Below are 23,153 nucleotides of genomic sequence, written 5' to 3'. Positions count from 1 at the left end.
CTGCCCGCCCCGGCCGGGGCGGGGGCGGTCACCAGCGCCGCCCCCGACCTGGAGCGCGGCACCCGCGACGCGCGCTGATCAGCGCAGCCGCAGCAGCACCAGCGTCGTGTCGTCGCCGGCGCCGCCGGGGACCGCGGTGAGCAGCCGGTCCGCGACGCCGGACATGTCCGCCGCCGCGGGCAGCAGGTCCGCCGCCGCGCTCGCGGCCGTCCTCGCCAGCGTCGCCGTCGTCTCGTCCAGCCCGCGGCCCCGGCGCTCGACGAGGCCGTCGCTGTAGAGCAGCAGGAACGCCTCGGGCGGCAGCGGCACCCGCACCGTCTCGGCCGCCAGCCCGGTGACCGGGCCGAAGCCCACCCCCAGCACCGGCCGCGGCGGGACCTCCAGCGCGCGGGTGCCCGCGGCGCCCACCAGCAGCGGCGGCGGGTGCCCCGCGCTGGCCAGCTCCACCACCGCCCCCGCGCCGTCCTCGCCGCCCGTGCCGGGGTGCACCACGGCGACGAGCGCCGTGGCCGTGTGCTCGCCCAGCAGCGTGCCGACGAGCGCGTCGAGGCGGTCCAGCGCCGAGGCGGGGGTGTGCCCCTCCAGCAGGTAGGCGCGCAGCGCCGTGCGCAGCTGGGCCATCGCGGCCGCCGCGTGCACGCCGTGCCCGGCGACGTCGCCGACGACCAGCGCCACCCGCCCCTCGTCGAGGGCCATCACGTCCCACCAGTCCCCACCCAGCTGCCCGCCCTCGGCCGGGCGGTAGCGGGCCAGGACGTCCACCCCCGGCACCACGGGCGCCTCGTCGAGGACGACGGCGCGCTGCAGCGACTCGGCGATGGCGATCTGGTCGCGCGAGCGGCCGAGCATGACGCCGGTGACCTGGCTGCGCAGCCGGTCCGCGACGGAGCCGTGCCAGGGCCGCCACGGGGCGCTGCGCCCGCGCACGACCTCGCGCCACTTCTCGAAGCTCGTGCGCGGGCTGATCCGCACGTCCGGGCCCTCGCCCTCGGCGATCTTCGCGTTGTGCGGGTCGCCGCCCCAGTCGACGACCTCGGGCTGCTCCGGGCGCACCCACAGCAGCCAGCCCTCGCCGTCGACGCCGATGCGCAGCGCACCCGCCGCCCGGTCGGCCACGTCGGCCAGCCCCGGGCTCAGCGAGGCGAGGTGGTCGGTGAAGACCGGGGCGCCGTCGGCGCGGGCCAGCAGGGTCGCGATGCGCTGCAGCTGCGCCCGCGGCGGCACCCGACCGCTCGTCAGCAGCCGGTGCCCCGTCCACAGGGCGACGCCGCCGGCGTCGAGCAGGGGCAGCAGCCGACCGTCCTCGACGAGGGTGACCAGCGGTTCGCGCCCGCTGGCGGAGACGGTGGCGACGATGTCGCCCAGCAGCTCCTGCGCGGCCAGCGCCTGGTCGCGCTCGGCCGAGCGCACCCGCTCACCCACCAGCTGGGAGGCGGTCTGCCCCAGGAACTCCGCCGCCGAGCGCGCGTCGTGGCTGGGCCGGTGCGGCCCGGAGTAGTGGTGGCAGGCGATGAGCCCCCACAACCGGCCCTCCACGAGCAGCGAGACCGACATGGACGCCGTGACGCCCATGTTCTTCAGGTACTCCAGGTGGATGGGCGAGACGCTGCGCAGCACCGAGTGCGACAGGTCCAGCGGCGCCCCCGTGCCCGGGTCCAGCAGCGGGTGCAGCGGGGAGGGGGCGTAGTCGACGTCGGCGATCAGCCGGGTCCAGTTGACGGTGTACAGCCGCCGGGCCTGGGCGGGGATGTCGGAGGCCGGGTAGTGCAGTCCCAGGAAGGCGTTGAGGTCCTCGCGGCGGTCCTCGGCGACGACCTCGCCGTTCCACTGCGCGTCGAAGCGGTAGACCATCACCCGGTCGAAGCCCGTCAGCTGCCGCACCTCGCGGGCCAGCCGGGCGCACAGCCCGTCGATGCCGGTGCTGCCGGCCAGCCGCGTCACGGCGGCGCGCGTCGAGCGGTAGGACACCGTGGCCGCGCCCGCCCCGCGGGCGACGGGTTCCAGCTCGACGACGAGGCGCTGCCCGGACACGTGCAGCACCGCGTCGACGGGCACGGGCCCGGCCGGGGTGGGCACCGCGGCGACCAGGGGCTCGGCGAAGTCCTCCAGCGCGTCCGCCGCCCGCACCCGCCCGGCGAGGTCGGGTCCCAGCAGGTCGGCCAGCGCCCGCCCGAGGACCTGCTCCAGCGGGCGGCCGAGGAGCTGCGCGGCGTTCGCGGAGGCGACGACGACCCGGTGACCGGCCCGCTCCACCGCCAGCAGCACGCCGTGCGGCTGCACCGCGCCGGGGACGTGGATGGGCTCGCTGTCGCAGGTGGTGAGGTCGACCGCCCCGTACCCGGGGGCGAAGCGCTCCGGTGCCGGCGGGACCCCCGCGGCCCGGGCGGCGCCGCCGTCGTCGGTGCTGCGGTGCGGGTGGTCGAGGTCCACGAGGCTCCAGGGAGGGCTGGCGGGCGACTGGTCGCACCCTGTGCCCCGACGGTAACCCCCCGCAACGGCGTGGGCTCGCCGGGGCCCGTCGGCCCTCCCCGGGGCGCCGGTTCAGCGGTCGCGGTGCTCGGTGAGCCAGCCGTAGGGGGCCGCGAGCTGCTCGGCCTGCTCGGGGCCCCAGGTGCCCGGCTCGTACGTCACCAGCTCGGGGCGCTGGTCCAGCAGCGGCTTGGCCACCCGCCAGGCGTCGCGCAGCCCGTTCGAGGTCGTGAACAGCGCGCGGTCGCCGATGAGGACGTCGCGCAGCAGCGCCGCGTACGGCGGCAGCGGCTCGGCGTTGGGCAGGTCCGCGAGGTCCAGGGAGAGCCGGCCGGGCACCAGGTCGTCGGAGACGCCGGGGCGGCGGGCGGTGACGCCCGCCCAGACGGTCCCGTTGCCGCTGAGGGTGAACGTGATCGTCTCGGGTTCGCCCTCGCCGCGCTGCGGGCTGTTCTCCACCGGCTTGAGCACCAGGGTCACGTGCTGGTGGGACTCGGCCATCTTCTTGCCGGTGCGCAGCACGAACGGCACCCCGGACCAGCGCTCGGTGTCCACCCACACGCGCGCGGCGACGAAGGTGTCGGTGTCGGAGCCCTCGCGCACGTCCTGCAGTTCCCGGTACCCGCTGCCCTGGCCCAGGACGACGTCGGCGGGGTCGATGGCGCGGAACTCCGCGAGCACCGCCTCGCGGGCCTGCGCGAGCCCGTCGGAGGTCCACTGCGCCGGCGGGTCGAGGGCGACCTCGGCGGCGACCTGCAGCAGGTGGGTCACGAGCATGTCCAGCGTCGCGCCGGTCTCGTCGTAGAACTTCGCGCGCTCGTCGACGCCGAGGGTCTCGGGGACGTCGATCTGCACCTGCGCCACGTGGCGGTTGTTCCACAGGTGCTCGAACATGCGGTTGGCGAAGCGCAGCACGTGCAGCTGCTGGGTCGCCTCCTTGCCGAGGAAGTGGTCGATGCGGAAGACCTGCTGCTCGTCGAACACCGACAGCACGAGCCGGTCGAGCTCCTCGAAGCTGTCCGGGGAGGTGCCGTACGGCTTCTCGTAGACCACGCGGGAACCCTCGGCGAGGCCGTGGGCCTCGATGGCGCGGGTGTAGTCCTCGAAGGTGGACGGCGGCAGCGCCAGGTAGTGCACGAGCTGCGCGTCCTCGCCGATCTCCGAGCGCGCGGCGGCGATCGCGTCGAGCAGTTCGCCCGCGTCCTCGGCGGTGAAGCCGCCACCGGCGAACCGCAGCCCCGGCAGGATGCCCTCGACGACGTCGTCGCCGACCTTGCCGAACTCCTGCAGCCCCCGGCGCACGTGCTCGCGGTAGTCGTCGTCGGGCATGGCGCGCCGGCCGCTGCCGACGAGGACCCACTGCTCGGGCAGCAGGCCGGCCGCGGCGAGGGCGGCGAAACCGGGCATCACCAGGCGCTTGGCGAGGTCGCCGGTGGCGCCGTAGACGACGAAGACGGTGGGGCCGGCGCTCGTGGTGGCGCCCAGGGCGTTGCTCATGTCCGACTCCAACTGCTCCGCGGGTCCGATGATGCCCGCCGTACGCTACCGGGCCGGGGGCGGGCCGCCGCGGGTGCACCGGGCGGCCCGCCCCCGGTGCGGCTCAGCCCCGCAGGAGGCGCTCGTAGAACTCCGCGGGGTCCTTGGCCAGGCTCGCCTTGACCATCTCGCTCCAGTCGTCGACGACGACCTCGATCCGGCCGGCCTCCACGCCGTCGAGCACGACCCGCGCCACGTCCGCCGGGTCGGTCTTGGGGCCCTCGTAGTCGCCCATCATGTCGGTGTCCGCGGCGCCCAGGTGCACGGAGGTCACGAGGGTGCCCTGGCCCGCGAGCTCCAGGCGCACGGCGTTGGACATGTTCCAGACGGCGGCCTTGGAGGCGGCGTAGGCGCCGGCGCCGGGGGCGGCGAACCAGGACAGCGCCGAGGCGACGTTGACGATCGCGCCGCCGCCGTTGGCCGCCAGGACGGGCGCGAAGGCACGCACCACCCCCAGCGTCCCCCAGAAGTTCACGTCCATCTCCCGGCGCGCGGCGTCGAGGTCGCCCGTGGCCAGGCCGGCGCCGGTGGAGATCCCGGCGTTGTTGACGAGGAGGTCGACGTCGCCCGCGGCGGCCGCGGCGGCGGCGACCGCCTCGGGGTCGGTGATGTCGAGGGCCAGCACCCGCGCACCGGGCAGGTCGACGCTCTCGGGGCGGCGGGCGGCCGCGTAGACGGTCGCGCCGCGCTCGAGCAGCTGGGCGGCGAGGTGGCGGCCGATGCCGCGGTTGGCTCCGGTGACGAGCGCGGTGGCTCCGGTGATCTGCATGCGGGTACGCTAGAACCTCACATCGACGTCAGAGGCAAGTCGGCGTCGGGGACGACCCACCGGACGGGGGAGCAGTGCGCATCGGGGACGTGGCCGCGCAGGCCGGGGTGAGCGTGCGCTCGCTGCGCTACTACGAGGAGCAGTCGCTGCTGCCCGCCCAGCGCACCCCCAGCGGGCAGCGCCGCTACGACGGCTCCGCCGTGCAGCGGGTGCGCCTCATCCAGCAGCTGTACGCCGCGGGCCTGAGCAGCCGGGTCATCGCCGAGGTGCTGCCGTGCTTCGACACGGGCACCTCCACCCCCGAGCTGCGCCGGCGCCTGGCCGCCGAGCGAGACCGCATCGACCGCCAGCTGGCCGAGCTCGTGGCCGCCCGCGGCCAGCTGGAGGCCGTCATCGCCACCGCCGAGCACCCGCCCGAGGGGTGCACCCGTGTCGACTGACGAGCAGGCGCGCTTCGAGGCGCTGCGCCGCACCGCCGGGGCCAAGGGCTGGACGCTGGAGGCGCCGACGAAGCGCCACCCCGGCTACCTGCTCACCAGCGGCCGGCCGGGGGCGAAGGACGCCCGCATCGCCTTCGGCGAGAACGGCCCCGTCCTCACCCTCGCCGAGGTGGAGGCCTGGCTGCGGGAGCTGCCGAAGGGCTGACCCGCCCGCTCGCGGGACCGCTCAGGGGACCAGGACGATCCGCACCGGGTCGCCGTCCCCGCGCTCCAGCGCCTCCAGCGCCGCGGCCGCGTCGGCGAGCGGGAGGACCCGGCTCACCGAGCGGGAGAACTCCACCCGCCCGGCCCGCACGAGGTCGACGACGTCCTGCACGTGCTGCGGCTCGGAGCCGTAGTGCCCCAGCAGCTGCTGGCGCAGCACGCTGAACGCCGTGCCGCCGGGGAGCACGACCGGGTGGTCGCTCAGCCCGACGAGCACGAGCCGCCCGCCGCGGCCCAGGGCGGCCGCGGCCTGCTCGCGCACGGCCGGCGCCCCCGCGAAGTCGAACGCGACGTCCAGCCCGCGCCCGCCGGTGAGCGTGGTGATCGAGGCCGCGAACTCCTCGTCGCCCGGGTCGAGCGCCGCGTCGGCGCCGAGCTCCAGGGCGCGCGAGCGCGCGGCCGGCAGCGGGTCGACGGCGACGACCGGCGCCGCGCCGACCAGGCGCAGCAGCTGCACCGCGTGCACGCCGAGGCCGCCCACGCCCCACACGCCGACCGGGCGGGCCGGGCGCACCCGCGCGGTGTCCACGATCGCCGCCCACGGGGTCGACACGGCGTCGGGGATGAAGCAGGCCTGCTCGAACGGCAGCCCGTCGGGGATCGGCACGACGGTGTCGGCGCGGGCGAGCGCGAACTCCGCCCAGCCGCCGTCGAGGTCCACGCCGCGCGTCCACGTCGTCCCGGCGCGCTCCTCACCGGCCTGCAGCAGGACCCGCCGGCCCACCGCGAGCGAGCGCACGCCCTCGCCGACCTGGTCGACGGTGCCGGCCACCTCGTGCCCGAGGGTCACCGTGTCCACCGGCAGCAGCCGGGGGGTCAGCACGCCCTGCACGAGGTGGACGTCGGACAGGCACACCCCCGCCGCCGCGACGGCGATGCGGACCTCGCCGGGACCGGCGCTCGGGGTGGGGACGTCCTCCACCGCGAACGCCCTCGTCGGCACGTGCAACCTGCCAGCCAGCACAGCGACCTCCTCGTGCTCCTCGTGGTCCTCGTGGTGCTCGTGGTGCTCGTGGTGGTGCCCGGTCGTCCCCCGTCAGCGCGCCGCCGCACCGGCCGGGGCGGGCGCCGCGGCGCTGCCCCGCCACGGCTGCTGGACCTCCTGGAGCAGCCGGCGGGCCGCCTCGCCGATGACCGCGCTGTACGTCGGGTACGCGAACTCCACGCGCGCCAGCGTCGCCACGTCGACCCCCGCCGCCATCGCGGTCGTCACCGCCTGCACGACCTCGACGGCCTCCTCGCCCACGGCGTGCGCGCCGAGGACCACCTCGCGGCGGCGGTCCACGACGAGCTTGAGGAAACCCCGCGTGCGGTCGTCGATGAGGGGGCGCTCCATCTGGGCGAACGGCACGGTGGTGCTCAGGCACCGCTCGTCGCGCGCGCGGGCCTGCTCCTCGGTGAGGCCGACCCCGGCGTAGTCGGGGTCGGTGAACCCGCCGCTGGGCAGCAGCAGGTGGCGGGCGCGCCGGCGCGCGCCGAGCACCGCGTTCTCGGCGGCGACCTCGGCCTCCGCGTGCGCCGCCTGCACGAGCATCGACTGCCCGTTGGCGTCCCCGGCGGCGAAGACGTGCGGTGCGCTCGTGCGCAGGTGCTCGTCGACGACGATGCTCGAGCGGTGCGTGGCCACGCCCGCCGCCTCCAGCCCCAGCCCCTCCAGCGCCGCGGGCCAGCCCACGCTGAGCACGACCGCGTCGAAGGCCTCCACCCGCTGCGCGCCGTCCTCGCGCCAGGCCAGGTCGATCCCGCCGTCCCCGCGCCGCGCCAGCGAGTCCACGCCCTCGATGCCGGTGCGCACGCGCACGCCCTGCTCCTGGAACGCCTCGCGCACCGCGTGCGAGACGTCGGCGTCCGCGGTGGGCAGCACGCGCAGGGCCAGGTCCAGCAGCAGCACCTCGCTGCCCAGGGCGCGGAACACCGTGACCAGCTGCGCGCCGGTGTTCCCGGCGCCCACCACGGCCAGCCGCCGCGGCAGCGCGGGCAGGTCCAGCACCGTCTCGGGGTAGGTCGCCAGCTCCGCGCCCGGCAGCGGCAGGCGGCGCGAGCGCCCGCCCACGCACAGCACGACGTTCTCCCCGCGCACGCGGCGGCCGCTGCCGGTCAGCTCCAGCACGTGCGGGTCCACGAAGCGCGCCGGCCCCTCCAGCACGAGGTCCACGCCCAGGTCGGCCAGGCGCTGCGCGTCGGCGCGGGCGGCGTGCACGCGCTCCACGGTGGCGCGGACCCGGGCGACGGTGGCCGGCCAGTCGATCGTCTGCTGCGGCACCGCGATGCCGTACTCGGCGGCGGTGCGCACCTCACGCACCAGGCGCGCGGTCTTGGCCAGCACCCTCGTCGGCACGCACCCGGTGTTCACGCACGTCCCGCCGGTGCGGCGCCCCTCCAGCAGCGCGGTGCGCGCTCCCAGCTCGGCCGCCCGGACGGCGGCCGACGTCCCCGCCGGCCCACCGCCCACCACGACCACGTCGTACTCGGTCACGTCCACGCGCCCACCGTGCCCCGATCGGGCGCCGCGCGCCACCGGCCGCGGCTCAGCCCCGCTCGTCCTCGGCCCCGACCTCCTGGCCCCGGCCCCAGCGCAGGCGCTCCATCTCGCGCCGGTCGCGCTTGGTGGGGCGCCCGGCACCGCGGTCGCGGGTGCCGAACGCCCCGAAGAACTCGTCCCTCGGCGGTGGCGGCGGCGAGTTGTCCACGTAGGCCTCCCGGGCCAGCGGTGCGCCCACCCGCTTGTCCAGCAGGCGCACCACCTCGAACACCTTCTCGTGGCCCTCGGCCCGGATGCGGACCTCGTCGCCCTCGTGGACGGTCGTGGCGGGCTTGGCGCGCTCGCCGTTGACGCGCACGTGCCCCGCCTTGACGGCGGCGGCCGCCACGGAGCGGCTCTTGAACAGCCGCACCGCCCACGTCCACTGGTCGATCCTCGTCACGACGCCACCGTCACGAACCCGCGAGGACCCCGTCGACGAGTTCCTGCGCCTCGGCCTGGACCTGGCGCAGGTGGTCGGAACCCTTGAACGACTCCGCGTAGATCTTGTACACGTCCTCGGTGCCGGAGGGGCGGGCGGCGAACCAGGCGTTCTCGGTGACGACCTTCAGGCCGCCGATCTTCGCGCCGTTGCCGGGGGCCTCGGTGAGCTTGGCGACGATGCGCTCGCCGGCGAAGGAGTCCGCGGTGACCTGGTCGGCCGACAGCTTGGACAGCGTCGCCTTCTGCTCCCGGGTGGCGGCCGCGTCGCTGCGCTTGTACTGCGGGCGGCCGAACTCGGCGATGAGGTCGCCGTAGTGCTCGCTGGGGGTGCGGCCGGTGGTGGCGATGATCTCCGAGGCCAGCAGCGCCAGCAGGATCCCGTCCTTGTCGGTGCTCCACACCGAGCCGTCGCGGCGCAGGAAGGAGGCACCGGCGCTCTCCTCGCCGCCGAAGCCGACGGAGGCGTCGAGCAGGCCCGGCACGAACCACTTGAACCCGACGGGGACCTCCAGCAGCCGGCGGCCCAGCTTCGCCGCGACCCGGTCGATCATCGAGCTGGACACCAGGGTCTTGCCGATCGCGGCGCCGGCCGGCCAGCCCTCGCGGGTGCCGAACAGGTACTGGATCGCCACCGCGAGGTAGTGGTTGGGGTTCATCAGCCCCGCGTCCGGGGTCACGATGCCGTGCCGGTCGGAGTCGGCGTCGTTGCCGGTGGCGACCTGGAACTCCGAGCGGCGGTCGATGAGGGAGTGCATGGCCGACGGCGAGGAGCAGTCCATGCGGATCTTGCCGTCCCAGTCCAGCGTCATGAACCGCCACGTCGGGTCCACGAGCGGGTTGACGACGGTGAGGTCGAGGCGGTGCCGCTCGGCGATCGCCTGCCAGAACTCCACGCTCGCCCCGCCCAGCGGGTCCGCGCCGATGCGCACCCCGGCCGAGCGGATCGCGTCGACGTCCAGCACGTTCGGCAGGTCCTCGACGTAGGTGCCGAGGTAGTCGTAGCCCTGCGCGGCGGCGCGGGCGCGCGCGAACGGCACGCGCCGCACGCCGTCCAGGCCGGACTCCAGGTAGGAGTTGGCCCGCTGCGCGATCCAGCCGGTGGCGTCGGTGTCGGCCGGCCCGCCGTTGGGCGGGTTGTACTTGAAACCGCCGTCGCGCGGGGGGTTGTGCGAGGGGGTGACGACGATGCCGTCGGCCAGGCCGGGTCCGCTCGTGCGGATCCGCGCGCCCCCTCCGGAGCCCTCGCGGTTGGCGCGCAGGATCGCGTGCGAGACGGCCGGCGTGGGCGTCCAGCTGTCGCGGTCGTCGACGAGCACGGTGACGTCGTTGGCGGCGAGCACCTCCAGCGCGGAGGTCCACGCGGGCTCGGAGAGGGCGTGGGTGTCGCGGCCCAGGAACAGCGGCCCGTCGTAGCCCTGCTCGCGGCGGTGGTCGACGATCGCCTGGGTCGTGGCGAGGATGTGCTGCTCGTTGAACGCCGCGTCCAGGCTGGAGCCGCGGTGCCCCGACGTGCCGAAGGACACCCGCTGGGCGACCTCGCCGGGGTCGGGCTGCGTCGCGTAGTAGGCCGTGACGACGTGCGCCACGTCGATGAGGTCCGAGGGTTCGGCGTGCTGTCCTGCGCGCGGGTGCGTCATGGCTCCTCTTCCGGCGGCGGTCGGTCGTGACGATGATGCTGCACCCCGCCACCCCGGCCCGCCAGTGCCCCCGGGGCACCCCGGGTGCGGGCCGCGGCGCGCGCCCTGCGCGGGCGGGGGGCCGGGAAGACCCGGCCACCCGTCCGGGTCAGCGCCCGCGCCAGTGCCCCAGCAGCGCGACCACCAGGGTGATCAGGCCCGCCAGCGCCAGCCCGGCGCCGATCTCCCAGCGCAGCAGCGCCGCGCCGACGGCGGCCCCCGCGCCGATGAGCACGACGGCGCCCAGCCGCCGGCGCCAGCCCTCGCCGGTGCCGCCGGCCAGCCGCGAGTCGGCGGCCAGGCCGGTGAGGGTGGAGGTGACCACGACCGTCGTGACGTCCTTGACCGCCAGGCGGCGCGCCGCCGCCGCCTGCGCGCCCATCACCAGGCCGAGGACCGTGGTCACGACCAGGGCCGCCGCGGGCGGCGTGCTGCCCTGCTCCACGGGCACGCCGTCCAGGCCCGCGGTGACGGCGGCCAGGGCGCCCAGCGCCAGCCCGACGACCGCGAGCACCACCGTCGTCGCCGTCGTCCACCCGGTCGCGGCGCGGCGCAGGACGCGGCCGACGACGAGCGCGCCGAGCAGGAAGCCGGCCAGCGCCAGCACCGGCCCCAGGACCGGCAGGTCCTCCGCGCCGGTGAGGGCCATGCCCAGGATGACGACGTTGCCGGTCATGTTCGCGGTGAAGACGCGGTCGAGGCCGAGGTAGCCGACCGCGTCGACGATCCCGGTGGAGAACGTCAGCACGAGCATCAGCCCCAGCTGCCAGGAGGCGCGTCGGCGGGTGCGCTGCTGCTGCTCGGCGGTCACGGGGCGTCCTCCGGGGGTGGGAGATGAAGGGGTCCGCGCCTTGAAACACGCGGGAAACACCGGGAGACTACGGTGCACGGATTGTATACGTTCCGCAGCAGGACCGACCTGCCGAAAGGTCCGAGATGACCGCTCGACCAGCACGTCCCCCGTCCCTGCCCGTCCTCGCCGGCGCGGCGCTGCTCGTCCTCGGCGCGTGCGTCCCCGTGCAGCCCGTCGGCGCCTCCCCCGAGCGCGAGGACGTCACCGGCGTGCGCGCCGACCCGGGCGCCGTGCGCGCCGGCGGCGACCTCGTCGTGGCGCTCTCCGCCGAACCCGACCGGCTCGACCCGACGACCTCCTCCTCCCTCTACACGCGCTACGTCATGAACGCGGTCTGCGAGAAGCTCTACGACGTCGACGCCGACGGGGAGCTGGTCCCGCAGCTGGCCGCGGCGCTGCCCACCACCTCCGCCGACGGCCTCGAGGTCACCATCCCGGTGCGCCAGGGGGTCCGCTTCGCCGACGGCACCCCCCTCGACGCCGCCGCGGTCGTCACCACGCTGGAGCGCAACCTCACCCTGGAGACGAGTTCGCGCAAGAGCGAGCTCGGCCCCGTGAGCGACGTGCAGGCCCTCGACCCCGCCACCGTGCTCGTGCGCTACTCGCGCCCCTTCGCCCCGCTCACCGCCTCCCTCGCCGACCGCGCCGGGATGGTCATGTCCCCGACGGCGCTCGCCGAGCTCGGCGAGGACTTCGGCGACCGGCCCACCTGCGTGGGGCCGTTCAAGTACGTCGAGCGGGTCCCGCAGACCTCGATCACCGTCGAGCGCGACCCGAACTACTACGCGGCCGACGAGGTCCACCTCGACTCCATCACCTACCGCATCATGACCGACGCGAACATCCGCGCGGCCAACCTGCGCTCCGGGGACGTCCAGGTCGCCGACAGCCTGTCCCCGCAGGACGTCGACGCGCTCGCGCAGGAGGACGGGATCGGCCTGCTGCAGACCGGGTCCTTCGGCTACCAGGGCGTCACGTTCAACCTCGGCAACACCGAGGGCGTCGGCAACCCGCCCGGCAGGATCGACACCCCGCTGGCCACCGATCCCCGCATCCGCGAGGCGTTCTCCCTCGCCGTCGACCGGCAGGCCCTGGTGAACTCGGTGTTCAACGACTGGTACGAACCGGCGTGCTCGTTCATCTCCCCGGCCAGCACCTACGCGACCGCCGCCGGCGAGGCGTGCCCGCCGCACGACCCCGAGCGGGCCAGGCGGCTGCTGACCGAGGCGGGCGTGCAGCTGCCGTACCGGATCAGGGTTTCCGCCTCGAACACCGCCGACACCCTGCGCCTGTCGCAGGCCCTGCAGGCCAGCGTCCTGGAGGCGGGCTTCGAGCTGGAGATCGAGCCGGTCGAGTACTCGACGCTGCTGGACCAGCAGTCCAGCGGCGACTTCGAGGCCGTCCAGCTCGGCTGGTCCGGGCGCGTCGACCCGCACGGCAACGCCGCGAGCTTCCTGACCACCGCGGCCGGCAACAACTACTCCGGCTACTCGAACCCGGAGGTGGACGCGCTGCTGCAGCGGGCGGCGCAGTCGACCGACCCGGCCGTGCGGGCGCAGCTGTACGGGCAGGTCGTCACGATCGTCCAGCGCGACAACCCGATCGTCTACCTGTACCGGGTCCGCAGCATCACCGGGTACGTGTCCTCGGGCGAGGACGCCGTCGCCGGGGTCGAGACCTACGCCGACGGTGTCGTCCGCCTCGGGCGCGCCGCCTTCGTGACGGAGGAGGACTGAGGTGGCACGGTTCCTGATCTCCCGCCTGGGGCAGAGCGTCGTGACGCTCCTGCTGGCGTCGGTGGTCGTCTTCGCCGGCGTCCGCGCGCTGCCCGGCGACCCCGCGCTCGCGGCGGCCGGGGAGGAGGCGACGCCGGAGGCGCTGGCCGCGGTCCGCGCCGACCTCGGCCTCGACCAGCCGGTCTGGGTGCAGTACTGGAGGTTCCTGACCAGCGCCCTGAGCGGCGACCTCGGGACCTCCGTGCGCACCGGCACCCCGGTCACCGAGCTCATCGGCGCGACCCTGCCGGTCACGTTGTGGCTCTCGCTCTACGCCGTGCTCCTCGCCCTCGTGCTCGGCCTGGCGACGGGCGTCGTGGCCGCGGTGCGCCGCGGGACCTGGGCCGAGGCCGGGGTGAACGGCCTGTCGCTGCTGGGGCTGTCGGTGCCGAGCTTCTGGCTGGGGCTGCTGGCCATCCTCTACCTGGCCGTGGGCCTGGGCTGGTTCCCCGCCTCCGGGTACGTCTCCCCGGCCGAGGACCCGCTGCGGGCGCTGCACCACCTGACGCTGCCGGCCGTCGTCCTCGGCGCCGGCACCGCCGCGGTGGTCATGCGCCAGACCCGCGCCTCGATGCTGCAGAACCTGTCCGCCGACTACGTCCGCACCGCGCGCGCCAAGGGCGCCTCCCGCTCCTCGGTCGTGCTGCGGTTCGCGCTGCGCAACTCCCTCGTCGTCGTCGTCACCCTCGTCGGCCTGCAGCTCGGCGGGCTGATCTCCGGCGCCGTCGTCACCGAGCGCATCTTCGGCCTGCCGGGGTTCGGCAAGCTGACCCTGGACTCGGTCTTCAGCCGCGACTACCCCGTCATCGAGGGCGTCGTGCTCGTCGTGACGCTGGCGTACGTCGTCATCAACCTCGCGGTCGACCTGCTCTACACCGTGCTCGACCCGCGCATCCGCGTCTCCGGAGGTGCACGATGAGTTCCCCCACCACCGCCGGGCCGGCGGCCGCCGACCGGCTCGAGGTGGACCTCGGCTCCAGCCGCGGGCGCGTGCTGCGCCGGCTGCTGCGCGACCGCTCCGGCCTCGCCGGGACGGTGCTGGTCGCCCTCGTCGTGCTCGCCGCGCTGCTGGCGCCGCTGCTCGCCCCGCACCCGCCCACGCAGGTCCACTTCGAGACGCCGTTCCAGGTGCCGCGGACCGTGGGCTTCTGGCTGGGCACCGACGACCTGGGGCGCGACGTGCTCTCCCGCATCCTCTACGGCCTGCGCGCCTCGCTGCAGGTGGGCGTCCTCGCGGTCGTCCTGTCCGTCGTCGTCGGCACCCCGCTGGGGCTGGCGGCGGGCTACTGGCGCGGTCTGGACGTGGTCGTCTCCCGCCTCACCGACGTCGTGCTGGCCTTCCCGTTCCTCGTGCTGGCCGTCGGGCTGGCCGCGATCCGCGGGGCGAGCCTGGGCAACGCCGCGCTCGCGCTGGGCGTCGCCCACGTGCCGCAGGTGATCCGGGTGGTGCGCGCCGAGACGCTGCGGCTGCGCGGGTCGGAGTACGTGCTGGCGGCCCGGAGCATGGACGCCTCGGGGGTGCGGGTGCTGGCCACCCACGTGCTGCCCAACGCGGTGCCCTCGATCGTCGTGCAGGCCACGGTCATCGTGCCGGCCGTCGTCATCGGCGAGGCCCTGCTGTCCTTCCTCGGCCTCGGCATCCAGCCCCCCACCCCGAGCCTGGGCATCATGCTCTCCGACGCGCAGCAGTACATCTTCCGCGCGCCCACGGCGGCCCTGTTCCCCGGCCTGGCGATCGTGCTGGTCTGCCTGGCCTTCAACCTGTTCGGCGACGCGCTGCGCGACGCCCTCGACCACGGAGGAAACCGTTGAGCGCCCGACCCGGCACGTTCGGCATGACGGCCTCGACGCACTGGCTGGCCTCGGCGACCGGGCAGTCGGTGCTGGAGCGCGGCGGGAACGCCTTCGACGCCGCCGTCGCCGCGGCGTTCGTGCTGCACGTCGTCGAACCGCACCTCAACGGCCCCGGCGGGGACATGACCGCCGTGTTCGCCACCGCCGACGACCCCACCCCGGTCGTGCTCGCCGGCCAGGGCCCGGCCCCGGCCGCCGCGAGCATCGAGCACTACCGCGGCGAGGGCCTGGACCTGGTGCCCGGCGCCGGCGGCCTGGCCGCGGCCGTGCCGGGAGCGGTCGACGCCTGGGTGGTGCTGCTGCGCGACCACGGCACCTGGGAGCTTGCCGACGTCCTGGAACCCGCCATCGGCTACGCCCGCGACGGGCACCCCGTCGTCGGCCGCGTCGGCTCGACGATCGCCTCGGTCGCCGACCTCTTCCGCGAGCACTGGCCGAGCTCGGCGCAGCTGTGGATGCCGGGCGGGCGGGTCCCGCGGCACGGCGACGTCATCACCAACCCGGCCTGGGCGCGCACCCTGCAGCGCCTGCTCGAGGCCGGGGAGGGCGCCGGCTCCCGCGTCGAGCGGATCGAGGCGTTCCGCCGCGAGTGGCGCGAGGGGTTCGTGGCCCGCGAGGCCGTGGAGTTCCTGCGCACCCCGCACCGGCACTCCTCCGGCACCGACCACGCCGCGGTGATCGAGGTCAGCGACTTCGCGGCGTTCTCCGCCGGCTACGAGGAGGCCGCGACCATCGAGTTCCGCGGCACCACCGTCGCCAAGACCGGCCCGTTCGGGCAGGGGCCGGTGCTGCTGCAGGCGCTGCGGATCCTCGACGGCTTCGAGGACGCCGACCTCGACCCTTCGACCGTCCGCGGCGCGCACACCGTCCTGGAGGCGCTCAAGCTCGCCCTCGCCGACCGCGACGCCTGGTACGGCTCGGCCGCCGACCCGGAGGTCCTGCGCGAGCTGCTGTCGGAGGAGTACGCCGCCACCCGCCGTGCGCTCGTCACCGACCGCGCCAGCCACGAGTTCCGCCCGGGCAGCGTCGGCGGCCGGGCGCCGTTCGTGCCGCCGCTGCGCACCGAGGCGCCGGACGCGGTCGGCGTCGGGGAACCCACCGTGGGGGAGCCGACCGTGGAGGCCGCCGGCACCACCCGCGGCGACACCTGCCACGTCGACGTCGTCGACCGCTGGGGCAACGTCGTCTCCGCGACCCCCTCCGGCGGCTGGCTGCAGTCCTCCCCGACGATCCCGGAGCTGGGCTTCTGCCTGGGCTCGCGGCTGCAGATGACCTGGCTGGAGGAGGGGGCGCCGTCCGCGCTGCGGCCCGGTGAGCGCCCGCGCACCACCCTCACCCCGACGCTGCTGCTGCGCGACGGCGTCCCCGTGGAGGCGCTGGGCACCCCCGGCGGCGACCAGCAGGACCAGTGGCAGCTGCTGTACCTGCTGCGCACGCTCGTCGGCGGGTACGAGCCGCAGCAGGCCATCGACGCGCCCGCGCTGCACACGACCTCGATGCCCGGCTCGTTCTGGCCGCGCACCTGGACCCCCGGCGGCGCCGTCGTCGAGGACCGGATCGGCGAGGACGTCATCGCCGGGCTCGCCGAGCGCGGGCACGTGGTGACGCGCTCCGGGCCGTGGGCGCTGGGCCGCCTCTCCTGCGCCGGGCGCGACCCGCGCACCGGGGTGCTGCACGCCGCCGCGAACTCCCGCGGCGCGCAGGGCTACGCGGTGGGCCGGTGAGCGCCGTGGACCCCGCGGGCACCGCGGGCGCCGCGGGGCGCGAGGAGCTGCTGAGGGTCGAGGGGCTGCACGTCGCCTACGGCGCCGACACCGTCCTGCACGGCGTCGACCTCACCGTCCGGCGCGGGCACCGCGTCGCCGTCGTCGGCGCGTCCGGCTCGGGCAAGTCCACCACCGCCGCGGCCGTCCTCGGGCTGCTGCAGGGCGCCGGCCGCGTCACCGGCGGGCGCGTGAGCGTCTGCGGGGACGACGTCACCGCCGCGCTGGTCGGCCGCGACGAGGGGCGCCTGCGCCGGCTGCGCGGCCGGCAGGTCGGCCTGGTCCCGCAGGACCCGATGTCGAACCTCAACCCCTCCGCGCGCGTGGGCCGGCAGGTCGCGGAGACGCTGCGGATGCACGGGCTGGCCCGGGGCGCCGCGGCCCGCGACCGCGCCGTCGAGCTGCTGGAGGAGGCCGGCATCCCCGACGCCGGCCGCCGCGCGCGGCAGTACCCGCACGAGTTCTCCGGCGGCATGCGCCAGCGGGTGCTCATCGCGATGGCGCTGGCGGCCGAACCGGAGCTGCTCATCGCCGACGAGCCGACCTCCGCGCTCGACGTCACGGTGCAGCGGCAGATCCTGGACCACCTGGACCGGCTGACCACCGCGCGCGGGGCGTCGCTGCTGCTGGTCACCCACGACCTCGCCCTCGCCGCCGAGCGCTGCGACGACGTCCTCGTCATGTCCGAGGGCCGCGTCGTGGAGACCGGCCCGGCGCGCCGGGTGCTGGGCGAGCCGGCCGACGCCTACACCCGCCGGCTCGTGGCGGCCGCCCCCGCCACCGCCGGGCGGGCCGGTGCCCGCCCGCGGCCAGAGGGTCCCGGCGAGGACGTCCTCGTCGTCCGCGACCTCGTCAAGGAGTACCGGGTGCGCGGGCAGCGCGAGCACGTGCGGGCCGTCGACGGCGTCTCCTTCGCGGTGCGCGCCGGCACGACCACGGCCGTCGTCGGGGAGTCCGGCTCCGGCAAGACGACGACGGCGCGGCTCGTGCTGGGCCTGGAGGCCCCGACCTCCGGCGCCGTCGACGTCGCCGGGGGCCGGCGCGACGTGCAACCGGTCTTCCAGGACCCCTACGGCTCCCTGGACCCCACGATGACGCTGGAGCGGCTGATCGACGAGCCGCTGCGCATCGCCCGCGCCGGGGACGCCCGCAGCCGCCGCGCCCGGGTCGGCGAGCTGCTGGACCAGGTGGCGCTCAGCCGGGGCCTGGCCCAGCGCCGGCCGGCGGAGCTGTCCGGCGGGCAGCGCCAGCGCGTCGCGATCGCCCGGGCGCTGGCGCTCAACCCGCGCGTCGTCGTCCTCGACGAGGCCACCTCCGCCCTCGACGTCCTCGTGCAGCAGCAGGTGCTCGCGCTGCTGGAGCGCCTGCAGGACGAGCTGGGCCTGACGTACCTGTTCATCACGCACGACCTGGCCGTCGCGCGCCACCTCGCCCACGACGTCCTCGTCATGCGCGCCGGGCGGGTCGTCGAGCAGGGCACCATCGAGGACGTGTTCGCCTCCCCCCGCCACGAGTACACCGCCCAGCTGCTGTCGGCCATCCCCGGCCGCGCCGCCGCCTGAACGTGGGCGGATCGGCCGAGCGGGTCACCGAGGCGCTGCGCCGCGACGTGCTCGGCGGCGCCTTCGCGCCCGGTGCGCGCCTCACCGAGGCCAGCCTCGTCGAGCGCTACGGCACCTCCCGCGTCCCCGTGCGGGAGGCGCTGCGGGCCCTGGCGGGGGAGGGGTTCGTCGAGCTGCGGCCCAACGCCGGCGCCCGGGTCGCGCAGGTGCCCGTCGACGACCTCACCGACCTGTACGCGGTGCGCTGCGTCGTGGAGGGCATCACCGCGACCCGCTGCGCCGAGCGGGTCGCGGCCGGGGACGACGAGCTCGTGCCGCAGCTCACCGAGGTCGTGGACGCCGGGTTCGCCGCCCTCGACGGCGGCGACCCGGTCCTCGGCGCGGAGCTCAACAGCCGCTTCCACGGCGCCGTCGCCCGGCTGTCCGGCGCGCGCAGCATGGCCCTGGTGCTGCGCAGGGTCGGCGAGCAGGTCCAGTGGGCCTACGCCACCACGGTGCCGCAGCAGGGGCTGCGCGCCTGGACCGAGCACCGCCAGGTCGTCGCCGCCATCGCCTCCGGCGACCCGGCGCGCGCGCGGGCGGCGATGGTGCGCCACGTCGAGAACTCCCGGCGCAGCTTCGCGCGCGCCGCCCGCTGAGGCGGGCGCCCGCCCGCCGCCCACCTGGCGCCGCCCGGGGAGCGGCCTAAGCTGTCCGGGCAGACGAGAGGAGCACCCGTGACCCTGCTCGAATCGATACGGTCCCCGCGCGACCTGAAGGCCCTCTCGCACCCCCAGGTGCTCGAGCTGGCCGCCGAGATCCGGCGCTTCCTCGTCGCGGAGGTCGCCAAGACCGGGGGCCACCTGGGGCCGAACCTGGGGGTCGTGGAGCTGACGCTGGCGATGCACCGCGTCTTCGACTCGCCCCGGGACCCCTTCGTGTTCGACACCGGCCACCAGTCTTACGTGCACAAGCTCCTCACCGGCCGGCAGGACTTCTCCCGGCTGCGCGAGCGCGGCGGCATCGCCGGCTACCCCCAGCGCAGCGAGTCCGAGCACGACATCGTCGAGTCCTCGCACGCGTCGTCGTCGCTGTCGTGGGTGGACGGCATCTCCCGCGCCTTCCGCCTCAACGGCCAGTCCGACCGCACCGTCGTCGCCGTCGTCGGCGACGGCGCGCTGACGGGCGGCATGACGTGGGAGGCCCTCAACAACATCTCCCACGACAACGACCGCCGCCTGGTCATCATCGTCAACGACAACGGCCGCTCCTACGCGCCCACGATCGGCGGGATGGCGCGGTACCTGAACTCGGTGCGGACCCGCCGGGGCTACCGCACGCTGCACGAGAAGAGCGCGGCCGCCGCCAACCGCTTCGGCTCGCCCGCCCGCGCGGTCTACCGCGGCCTGCGCGGCGGGGCCCACGGGTTCCTCTCCCGCTTCACCGGCAACGAGGCGCTGTACTCCAACCTCGACATCAAGTACCTCGGGCCGATCGACGGGCACGACCTGCAGGCGGTGGAGGAGACCCTGCGGCAGGCCCGCGACTACGGCACGCCGGTGATCGTGCACGCCATCACCGAGAAGGGCCACGGCTTCGAGCCGGCGCTGCGCGACGCGGCCGACCAGTTCCACGCCGTGGGCCGCATCGACCCCACCACCGGCGAACCCCTGGAGTCCAGCTCGGGCCGCTCGTGGACCTCCGTCTTCGCCGACGAGCTGGCGAGCCTCGGCGACCGCCACCCCCAGCTCGTGGCCATCACCGCGGCCATGCTGCGCCCCACCGGCCTGCACGAGTTCCAGCGGCGGCACCCGCAGCGGGTCTTCGACGTGGGGATCGCCGAGCAGCACGCCGTGACGACCGCCGCGGGCCTGGCCTACGGCGGGCTGCACCCGGTCGTCGCGATCTACGCCACCTTCATGAACCGCGCCTTCGACCAGGTGCTCATGGACGTGGCCCTGCACCGCGCGGGCGTCACCTTCGTGCTGGACCGCGCCGGCGTCACCGGGCCGGACGGGCCCAGCCACCACGGCATGTGGGACCTGGCCCTGCTGCAGACCGTCCCCGGCATCCGCATCGCCGCGCCCCGCGACGCCGCCACCCTGCGCGAGGAGCTCGCCGAGGCGGTCGCGGTCGACGACGCCCCCACCGTGCTGCGCTGGCCCCGGGGCTCGGTCGGCCCGGACGTCCCCCGCGTGCTGCGCCTGCCCGACGGCGTCGACGTGCTGCGCGAGGCGCCCGGCGACGCCAGGGACGTGCTCATCGTCGCCATCGGGGCCATGGCCACGACCGCGCTGGAGGCCGCGGCCCTGCTGGCCGCGCAGGGCATCGGCGCGACCGTGGTCGACCCGCGCTGGGTCGTGCCCGTCGCCTCCTCGCTCGTCGACCTCTGCCGCGAGCACCGCCTCGTGGTCACCATCGAAGACGGGGTGCGCGTCGGCGGCGTCGGCACCCGGCTGCGGCAGGACCTGCGCGCGGCCGACGTGGACACCGGCGTGACCGAGCTCGGCCTGCCCGACCGCTTCCTCGACCACGCCTCGCGCGGGGAGATCCTGCGCGACGCCGGCCTGGACCCCCAGTCCATCGCCCACCGCGTCATCGACCAGGTCATCGGCACCGGGCTGCCGCAGGCGCGGCCGGTGGGCGAGCACTCCTCCGTGGGCAACGAGCGGGGCGAGTAGGTCCCGCCCCGCGGCACCCGGTCCGGCGGAGCGCCCGGCCGGGTGCCGCGCAGGGCCTCAGGCCCCGGCGCCCGTCGCGGTCGGGTAGTCGGTGTAGCCCTCGGGGCCGGAGGAGTAGACGGTCGCCTGGTCCAGCTCGTTCTCCGGCAGCCCGCGCCGCCAGCGCTCCAGCAGGTCGGGGTTGGCCATGACGGCGCGGCCCACGGCGACCGCGTCCGCGACGCCGTCGGCGACGAGGTCGAGCGCGTCCTGGCGGGAGGTGACGACGCCGAAGCCGCTGTTGGCCATGAGCGGGCCCTCGAAGCGCTTGCGCAGGCCCTGCACGAGCGCGCCCTCCGGCTCGGCGTGCAGCACGCTCAGGTACGCCAGGCCCAGCGGGCGCAGGCCCTCCACGAGCGCCTGGTAGGTCGCCTCCACGTCGGCCGGGTCGGTCTCCAGGGCGCCCTGGATGTTGTGCTCGGGCGAGATGCGGATGCCGGTGCGTCCCGCGCCGACCGCCTCGGCGACGGCGGTGGTGACCTCGACCACCAGCCGGGCCCGGTCCTGCGGCGAGCCGCCGTAGCGGTCCTCGCGGGTGTTGGAGGCGGGGGAGAGGAACTCGTGCAGCAGGTAGCCGTTGGCGCCGTGGACCTCCACGCCGTCCAGGCCGGCCTCGTGCACGGCGCGGCGCGCGGCGGTGGCGAAGGTGGTGGCGACCGCGGCGGCCTCCTCGGTGCTCAGCGCGTGCGGCACCGGGAAGGGCTCCTTGCCGGCCGGGGTGTGCGCCTGGCCCTCGATGGCGATCGCGCTGGGCGCGACGACCCGGGAGCCGGTGAGCCGCGGGTGCGAGACGCGCCCGGCGTGCATGAGCTGCATGACGATGCGCCCGCCGGCGGCGTGCACCGCGTCGGCCACCCGCCGCCAGCCCTCCACCTGCTCGTCGGTGACGACGCCCGGCTGGCCGGCGAAGCCGCGCGACTCCCCGTCGAGGTAGGTGCCCTCGCTGACGATCAGCCCCAGGCTCGCGCGCTGCGCGTAGTGCTCGGCCACCAGCGGCCCGGGCACGCCCGCCGCCCCCGAGCGCATGCGGGTCAGCGGGGCCATGACGAGGCGGTTGGGCAGCTGCAGGTCGCCGAGCGCGACGGGGGAGAACAGATCCATGTCCTGGTGCAACCGATGCGGTGCGGGAAGCCTTCCCGGTCCTCGTAGAGTTCACCCCCGTGTCCGGTGCCCTCGTCGCGGTGGTCTGCTCGCTCGCGCTGCTCATGGGCGCCTGGGCCGTCGTCACCGCCGCCCGCGACCGCCGCGTGGGCAGGGCCCACCTGGTGGGCCTGGCCGTCGTCGAGCTGGCCGTGCTCGTCCTGCTCGTGGCGGGCGTCGTGCGGCTGGTCGCCGGCCCGCGCCCGGAGGAGCTGGCCACCTCGATCGCCTACCTCGTCGTCGCGCCGTTCCTGCTGCCCGCCGGGACGCTGTGGACCCTGGCGGACCGCTCGCGCCCCAGCACCCTCGTGCTCGCCGTCGCCTGCCTGGCCGTCGTCGTCGTCGCCTACCGCGCCTTCCTCCTCTTCGAGGTGACCGCGTGAGCGGGGACGGGCGCGGGGACGGGCGGGGCGCCCCCCGGCGCACCACCGGCCTCGGGCGGGTGCTCGTGGCCCTGTACGCCGTCTTCGCGATCGCCGCCGTCTCCCGGGCCGCCGTGCAGATCGCCGAGCGCTTCTCCGAGGCCCCGCTGGCCTACGCGCTCTCGGCGTTCGCCGGCCTCGTCTACGTCGTCGCCACCCTGGGCCTGGGGCGCACCGGCCCCCGCTGGCGCCGCGCCGCCTGGGTGGCCTGCTCGGTGGAGCTGGTGGGCGTCCTCGTCGTCGGCACCCTCAGCCTCGCCGACGCCCGCGCCTTCCCCGACTCCACCGTCTGGTCCGGCTACGGCGCCGGCTACCTGTTCGTGCCGCTGGTGCTGCCCGTGCTGGGCCTGGTGTACCTGCGCAGCGAGGCGCGGGCCGCCCGGGCCGGTCGGTGACCGCCCGCCGCACCGCGCTGCTGCTCGTCGCCGGCCTGCTGCTGGTGGCGTGCTCGATGCGCTCCCCGCTCACCGGCGTCGGGCCGCTGCTGCCCGTGCTGTCGGCCGACAGCGGCCTGGGCGCCGCGGCCGCCGGCGCGCTCACCTCGCTGCCGCTGCTCGCCTTCGCCGGCTGCTCCCCGTTCGTGCCGCGCGCCGCCGCCCGCTGGGGCACCCGCGGCACGCTCGTCGCCGCCCTCGCCCTCCTCGTCGCCGGGGGCGCGCTGCGCTGGGTGCCCGGCGCCGTGCCGCTGTTCGCCGGGACCGCCCTGGTGGGCGCCGGCATCGCCGTCGCCAACGTCCTGCTGCCCGCGCTCGTGCGCGCGGAGTTCCCCGGCCGCACCACGCTGCTCACCAGCGGCTACGTCGTGCTGATGCAGGTCGCCGGCAGCCTGGCCTCCGGGGTGGCGGTGCCGCTGGCGCAGCAGCTGGCCGGCGGGTGGCGCACGGCGCTGGCGGTGTGGGTCGCGCCGGCGCTGGCGGCCGCCCTGCTGTGGCTGCCGCTCGTGCGCGGCGGGCGGCCGGCCGGGAC

The 23,153-nt window shown here is 76.0% G+C and carries 21 protein-coding genes; 12 read left to right on the top strand and 9 right to left on the bottom strand.

Going from position 1 to position 23,153, the window contains the following annotated elements:
• Window positions 1–78: 78 nt before the first annotated feature.
• The 3 genes from GTQ99_RS26650 to GTQ99_RS05160 form a co-directional block, all read right to left on the bottom strand.
• On the bottom strand, window positions 79–2,430 hold the full coding sequence (locus GTQ99_RS26650) for a SpoIIE family protein phosphatase (protein ID WP_166614673.1): 2,352 nt from the start codon (window positions 2,428–2,430) through the stop codon (window positions 79–81).
• A gap of 111 nt (window positions 2,431–2,541) precedes the next feature.
• The gene (locus GTQ99_RS05165; RefSeq protein WP_166614672.1) at window positions 2,542–3,966 is read right to left on the bottom strand and encodes a glucose-6-phosphate dehydrogenase; all 1,425 of its coding nucleotides are present in this window, start codon (window positions 3,964–3,966) and stop codon (window positions 2,542–2,544) included.
• Window positions 3,967–4,069: 103 nt separating this feature from the next.
• A complete protein-coding gene (locus GTQ99_RS05160) occupies window positions 4,070–4,774 on the bottom strand; it encodes an SDR family oxidoreductase (protein WP_166614671.1) in 705 nt (234 codons plus the stop codon).
• A gap of 74 nt (window positions 4,775–4,848) precedes the next feature.
• Between GTQ99_RS05160 and GTQ99_RS05155 the strand changes: the two genes are divergently transcribed.
• Together GTQ99_RS05155 and GTQ99_RS05150 are read left to right on the top strand one after the other, a co-directional pair.
• A complete protein-coding gene (locus tag GTQ99_RS05155) occupies window positions 4,849–5,214 on the top strand; it encodes a MerR family transcriptional regulator (RefSeq protein WP_166614670.1) in 366 nt (121 codons plus the stop codon).
• A complete protein-coding gene (locus tag GTQ99_RS05150; protein ID WP_166614669.1) occupies window positions 5,204–5,419 on the top strand; it encodes a hypothetical protein in 216 nt (71 codons plus the stop codon). The genes GTQ99_RS05155 and GTQ99_RS05150 overlap by 11 nt, the downstream gene beginning before the upstream one ends.
• 21 nt (window positions 5,420–5,440) lie before the next feature.
• Here GTQ99_RS05150 and GTQ99_RS05145 read toward each other — a convergent pair whose 3' ends face one another.
• From GTQ99_RS05145 to GTQ99_RS05125, 5 genes are all read right to left on the bottom strand, one after another.
• A complete protein-coding gene (locus GTQ99_RS05145) occupies window positions 5,441–6,442 on the bottom strand; it encodes a zinc-binding dehydrogenase (RefSeq protein ID WP_166614668.1) in 1,002 nt (333 codons plus the stop codon).
• A 72-nt stretch (window positions 6,443–6,514) separates the two neighbouring features.
• Window positions 6,515–7,960 (bottom strand): dihydrolipoyl dehydrogenase family protein, encoded by a 1,446-nt coding sequence (locus GTQ99_RS26645; protein WP_338074739.1) that lies wholly within the window; start codon window positions 7,958–7,960, stop codon window positions 6,515–6,517.
• Between the two features lie 46 nt (window positions 7,961–8,006).
• Window positions 8,007–8,402, bottom strand: a complete 396-nt coding sequence (locus GTQ99_RS05135; protein WP_166614666.1) for a S4 domain-containing protein — start codon at window positions 8,400–8,402, stop codon at window positions 8,007–8,009.
• Window positions 8,403–8,412: 10 nt separating this feature from the next.
• Window positions 8,413–10,080, bottom strand: a complete 1,668-nt coding sequence (pgm, locus tag GTQ99_RS05130) for a phosphoglucomutase (alpha-D-glucose-1,6-bisphosphate-dependent) (RefSeq protein ID WP_166614665.1) — start codon at window positions 10,078–10,080, stop codon at window positions 8,413–8,415.
• A gap of 148 nt (window positions 10,081–10,228) precedes the next feature.
• Window positions 10,229–10,873, bottom strand: a complete 645-nt coding sequence (locus tag GTQ99_RS05125; RefSeq protein ID WP_166614676.1) for a DUF1275 family protein — start codon at window positions 10,871–10,873, stop codon at window positions 10,229–10,231.
• Window positions 10,874–11,055: 182 nt separating this feature from the next.
• On the opposite strand from GTQ99_RS05125, the gene GTQ99_RS05120 reads away from it, so the two are divergent.
• The 7 genes from GTQ99_RS05120 to dxs all read left to right on the top strand — a co-directional run bounded on the left by GTQ99_RS05120 (window position 11,056) and on the right by dxs (window position 20,586).
• On the top strand, window positions 11,056–12,708 hold the full coding sequence (locus GTQ99_RS05120; protein WP_166614664.1) for an ABC transporter substrate-binding protein: 1,653 nt from the start codon (window positions 11,056–11,058) through the stop codon (window positions 12,706–12,708).
• A gap of 1 nt (window position 12,709) precedes the next feature.
• A complete protein-coding gene (locus GTQ99_RS05115; RefSeq protein ID WP_166614663.1) occupies window positions 12,710–13,666 on the top strand; it encodes an ABC transporter permease subunit in 957 nt (318 codons plus the stop codon).
• Window positions 13,663–14,559, top strand: a complete 897-nt coding sequence (locus GTQ99_RS05110; RefSeq protein WP_166614662.1) for an ABC transporter permease — start codon at window positions 13,663–13,665, stop codon at window positions 14,557–14,559. Before GTQ99_RS05115 ends, GTQ99_RS05110 begins: the two co-directional genes overlap by 4 nt.
• A gap of 23 nt (window positions 14,560–14,582) precedes the next feature.
• Entirely contained in the window at window positions 14,583–16,325 is a 1,743-nt protein-coding gene (locus GTQ99_RS05105) for a gamma-glutamyltransferase family protein (protein WP_166614675.1), read from the top strand.
• Window positions 16,322–17,926 carry a dipeptide ABC transporter ATP-binding protein gene (locus GTQ99_RS05100; protein ID WP_166614661.1) on the top strand — a complete coding sequence of 535 codons (1,605 nt, stop codon included), beginning with the start codon at window positions 16,322–16,324 and terminating at the stop codon, window positions 17,924–17,926. Before GTQ99_RS05105 ends, GTQ99_RS05100 begins: the two co-directional genes overlap by 4 nt.
• Window positions 17,927–17,928: 2 nt before the next feature.
• The gene (locus tag GTQ99_RS05095) at window positions 17,929–18,564 is read left to right on the top strand and encodes an FCD domain-containing protein (protein WP_166614660.1); all 636 of its coding nucleotides are present in this window, start codon (window positions 17,929–17,931) and stop codon (window positions 18,562–18,564) included.
• Window positions 18,565–18,642: 78 nt separating this feature from the next.
• A complete protein-coding gene (dxs, locus tag GTQ99_RS05090) occupies window positions 18,643–20,586 on the top strand; it encodes a 1-deoxy-D-xylulose-5-phosphate synthase (RefSeq protein ID WP_166614659.1) in 1,944 nt (647 codons plus the stop codon).
• A 57-nt stretch (window positions 20,587–20,643) separates the two neighbouring features.
• Here dxs and GTQ99_RS05085 read toward each other — a convergent pair whose 3' ends face one another.
• On the bottom strand, window positions 20,644–21,726 hold the full coding sequence (locus GTQ99_RS05085; protein WP_166614658.1) for an alkene reductase: 1,083 nt from the start codon (window positions 21,724–21,726) through the stop codon (window positions 20,644–20,646).
• 59 nt (window positions 21,727–21,785) lie between these two features.
• Between GTQ99_RS05085 and GTQ99_RS05080 the strand changes: the two genes are divergently transcribed.
• The 3 genes from GTQ99_RS05080 to GTQ99_RS05070 form a co-directional block, all read left to right on the top strand.
• Complete coding sequence (locus GTQ99_RS05080) at window positions 21,786–22,148, top strand: hypothetical protein (RefSeq protein ID WP_205706820.1); 363 nt, start codon at window positions 21,786–21,788, stop codon at window positions 22,146–22,148.
• Window positions 22,145–22,582 (top strand): hypothetical protein, encoded by a 438-nt coding sequence (locus tag GTQ99_RS05075; RefSeq protein ID WP_166614657.1) that lies wholly within the window; start codon window positions 22,145–22,147, stop codon window positions 22,580–22,582. The genes GTQ99_RS05080 and GTQ99_RS05075 overlap by 4 nt, the downstream gene beginning before the upstream one ends.
• Window positions 22,579–23,153: MFS transporter (locus GTQ99_RS05070; protein WP_166614656.1), on the top strand; the 575-nt coding region annotated here is incomplete at its 3' end. The genes GTQ99_RS05075 and GTQ99_RS05070, both read left to right, overlap by 4 nt.

It is taken from the genome of Kineococcus vitellinus (assembly GCF_009906315.1).
In the GTDB taxonomy this organism is placed as follows: Bacteria; Actinomycetota; Actinomycetes; order Actinomycetales; family Kineococcaceae; genus Kineococcus; species Kineococcus vitellinus.
The sequence above is the reverse complement of the archived record's forward strand: the minus strand, read 5'-3'. Positions and strand labels throughout refer to the sequence as shown.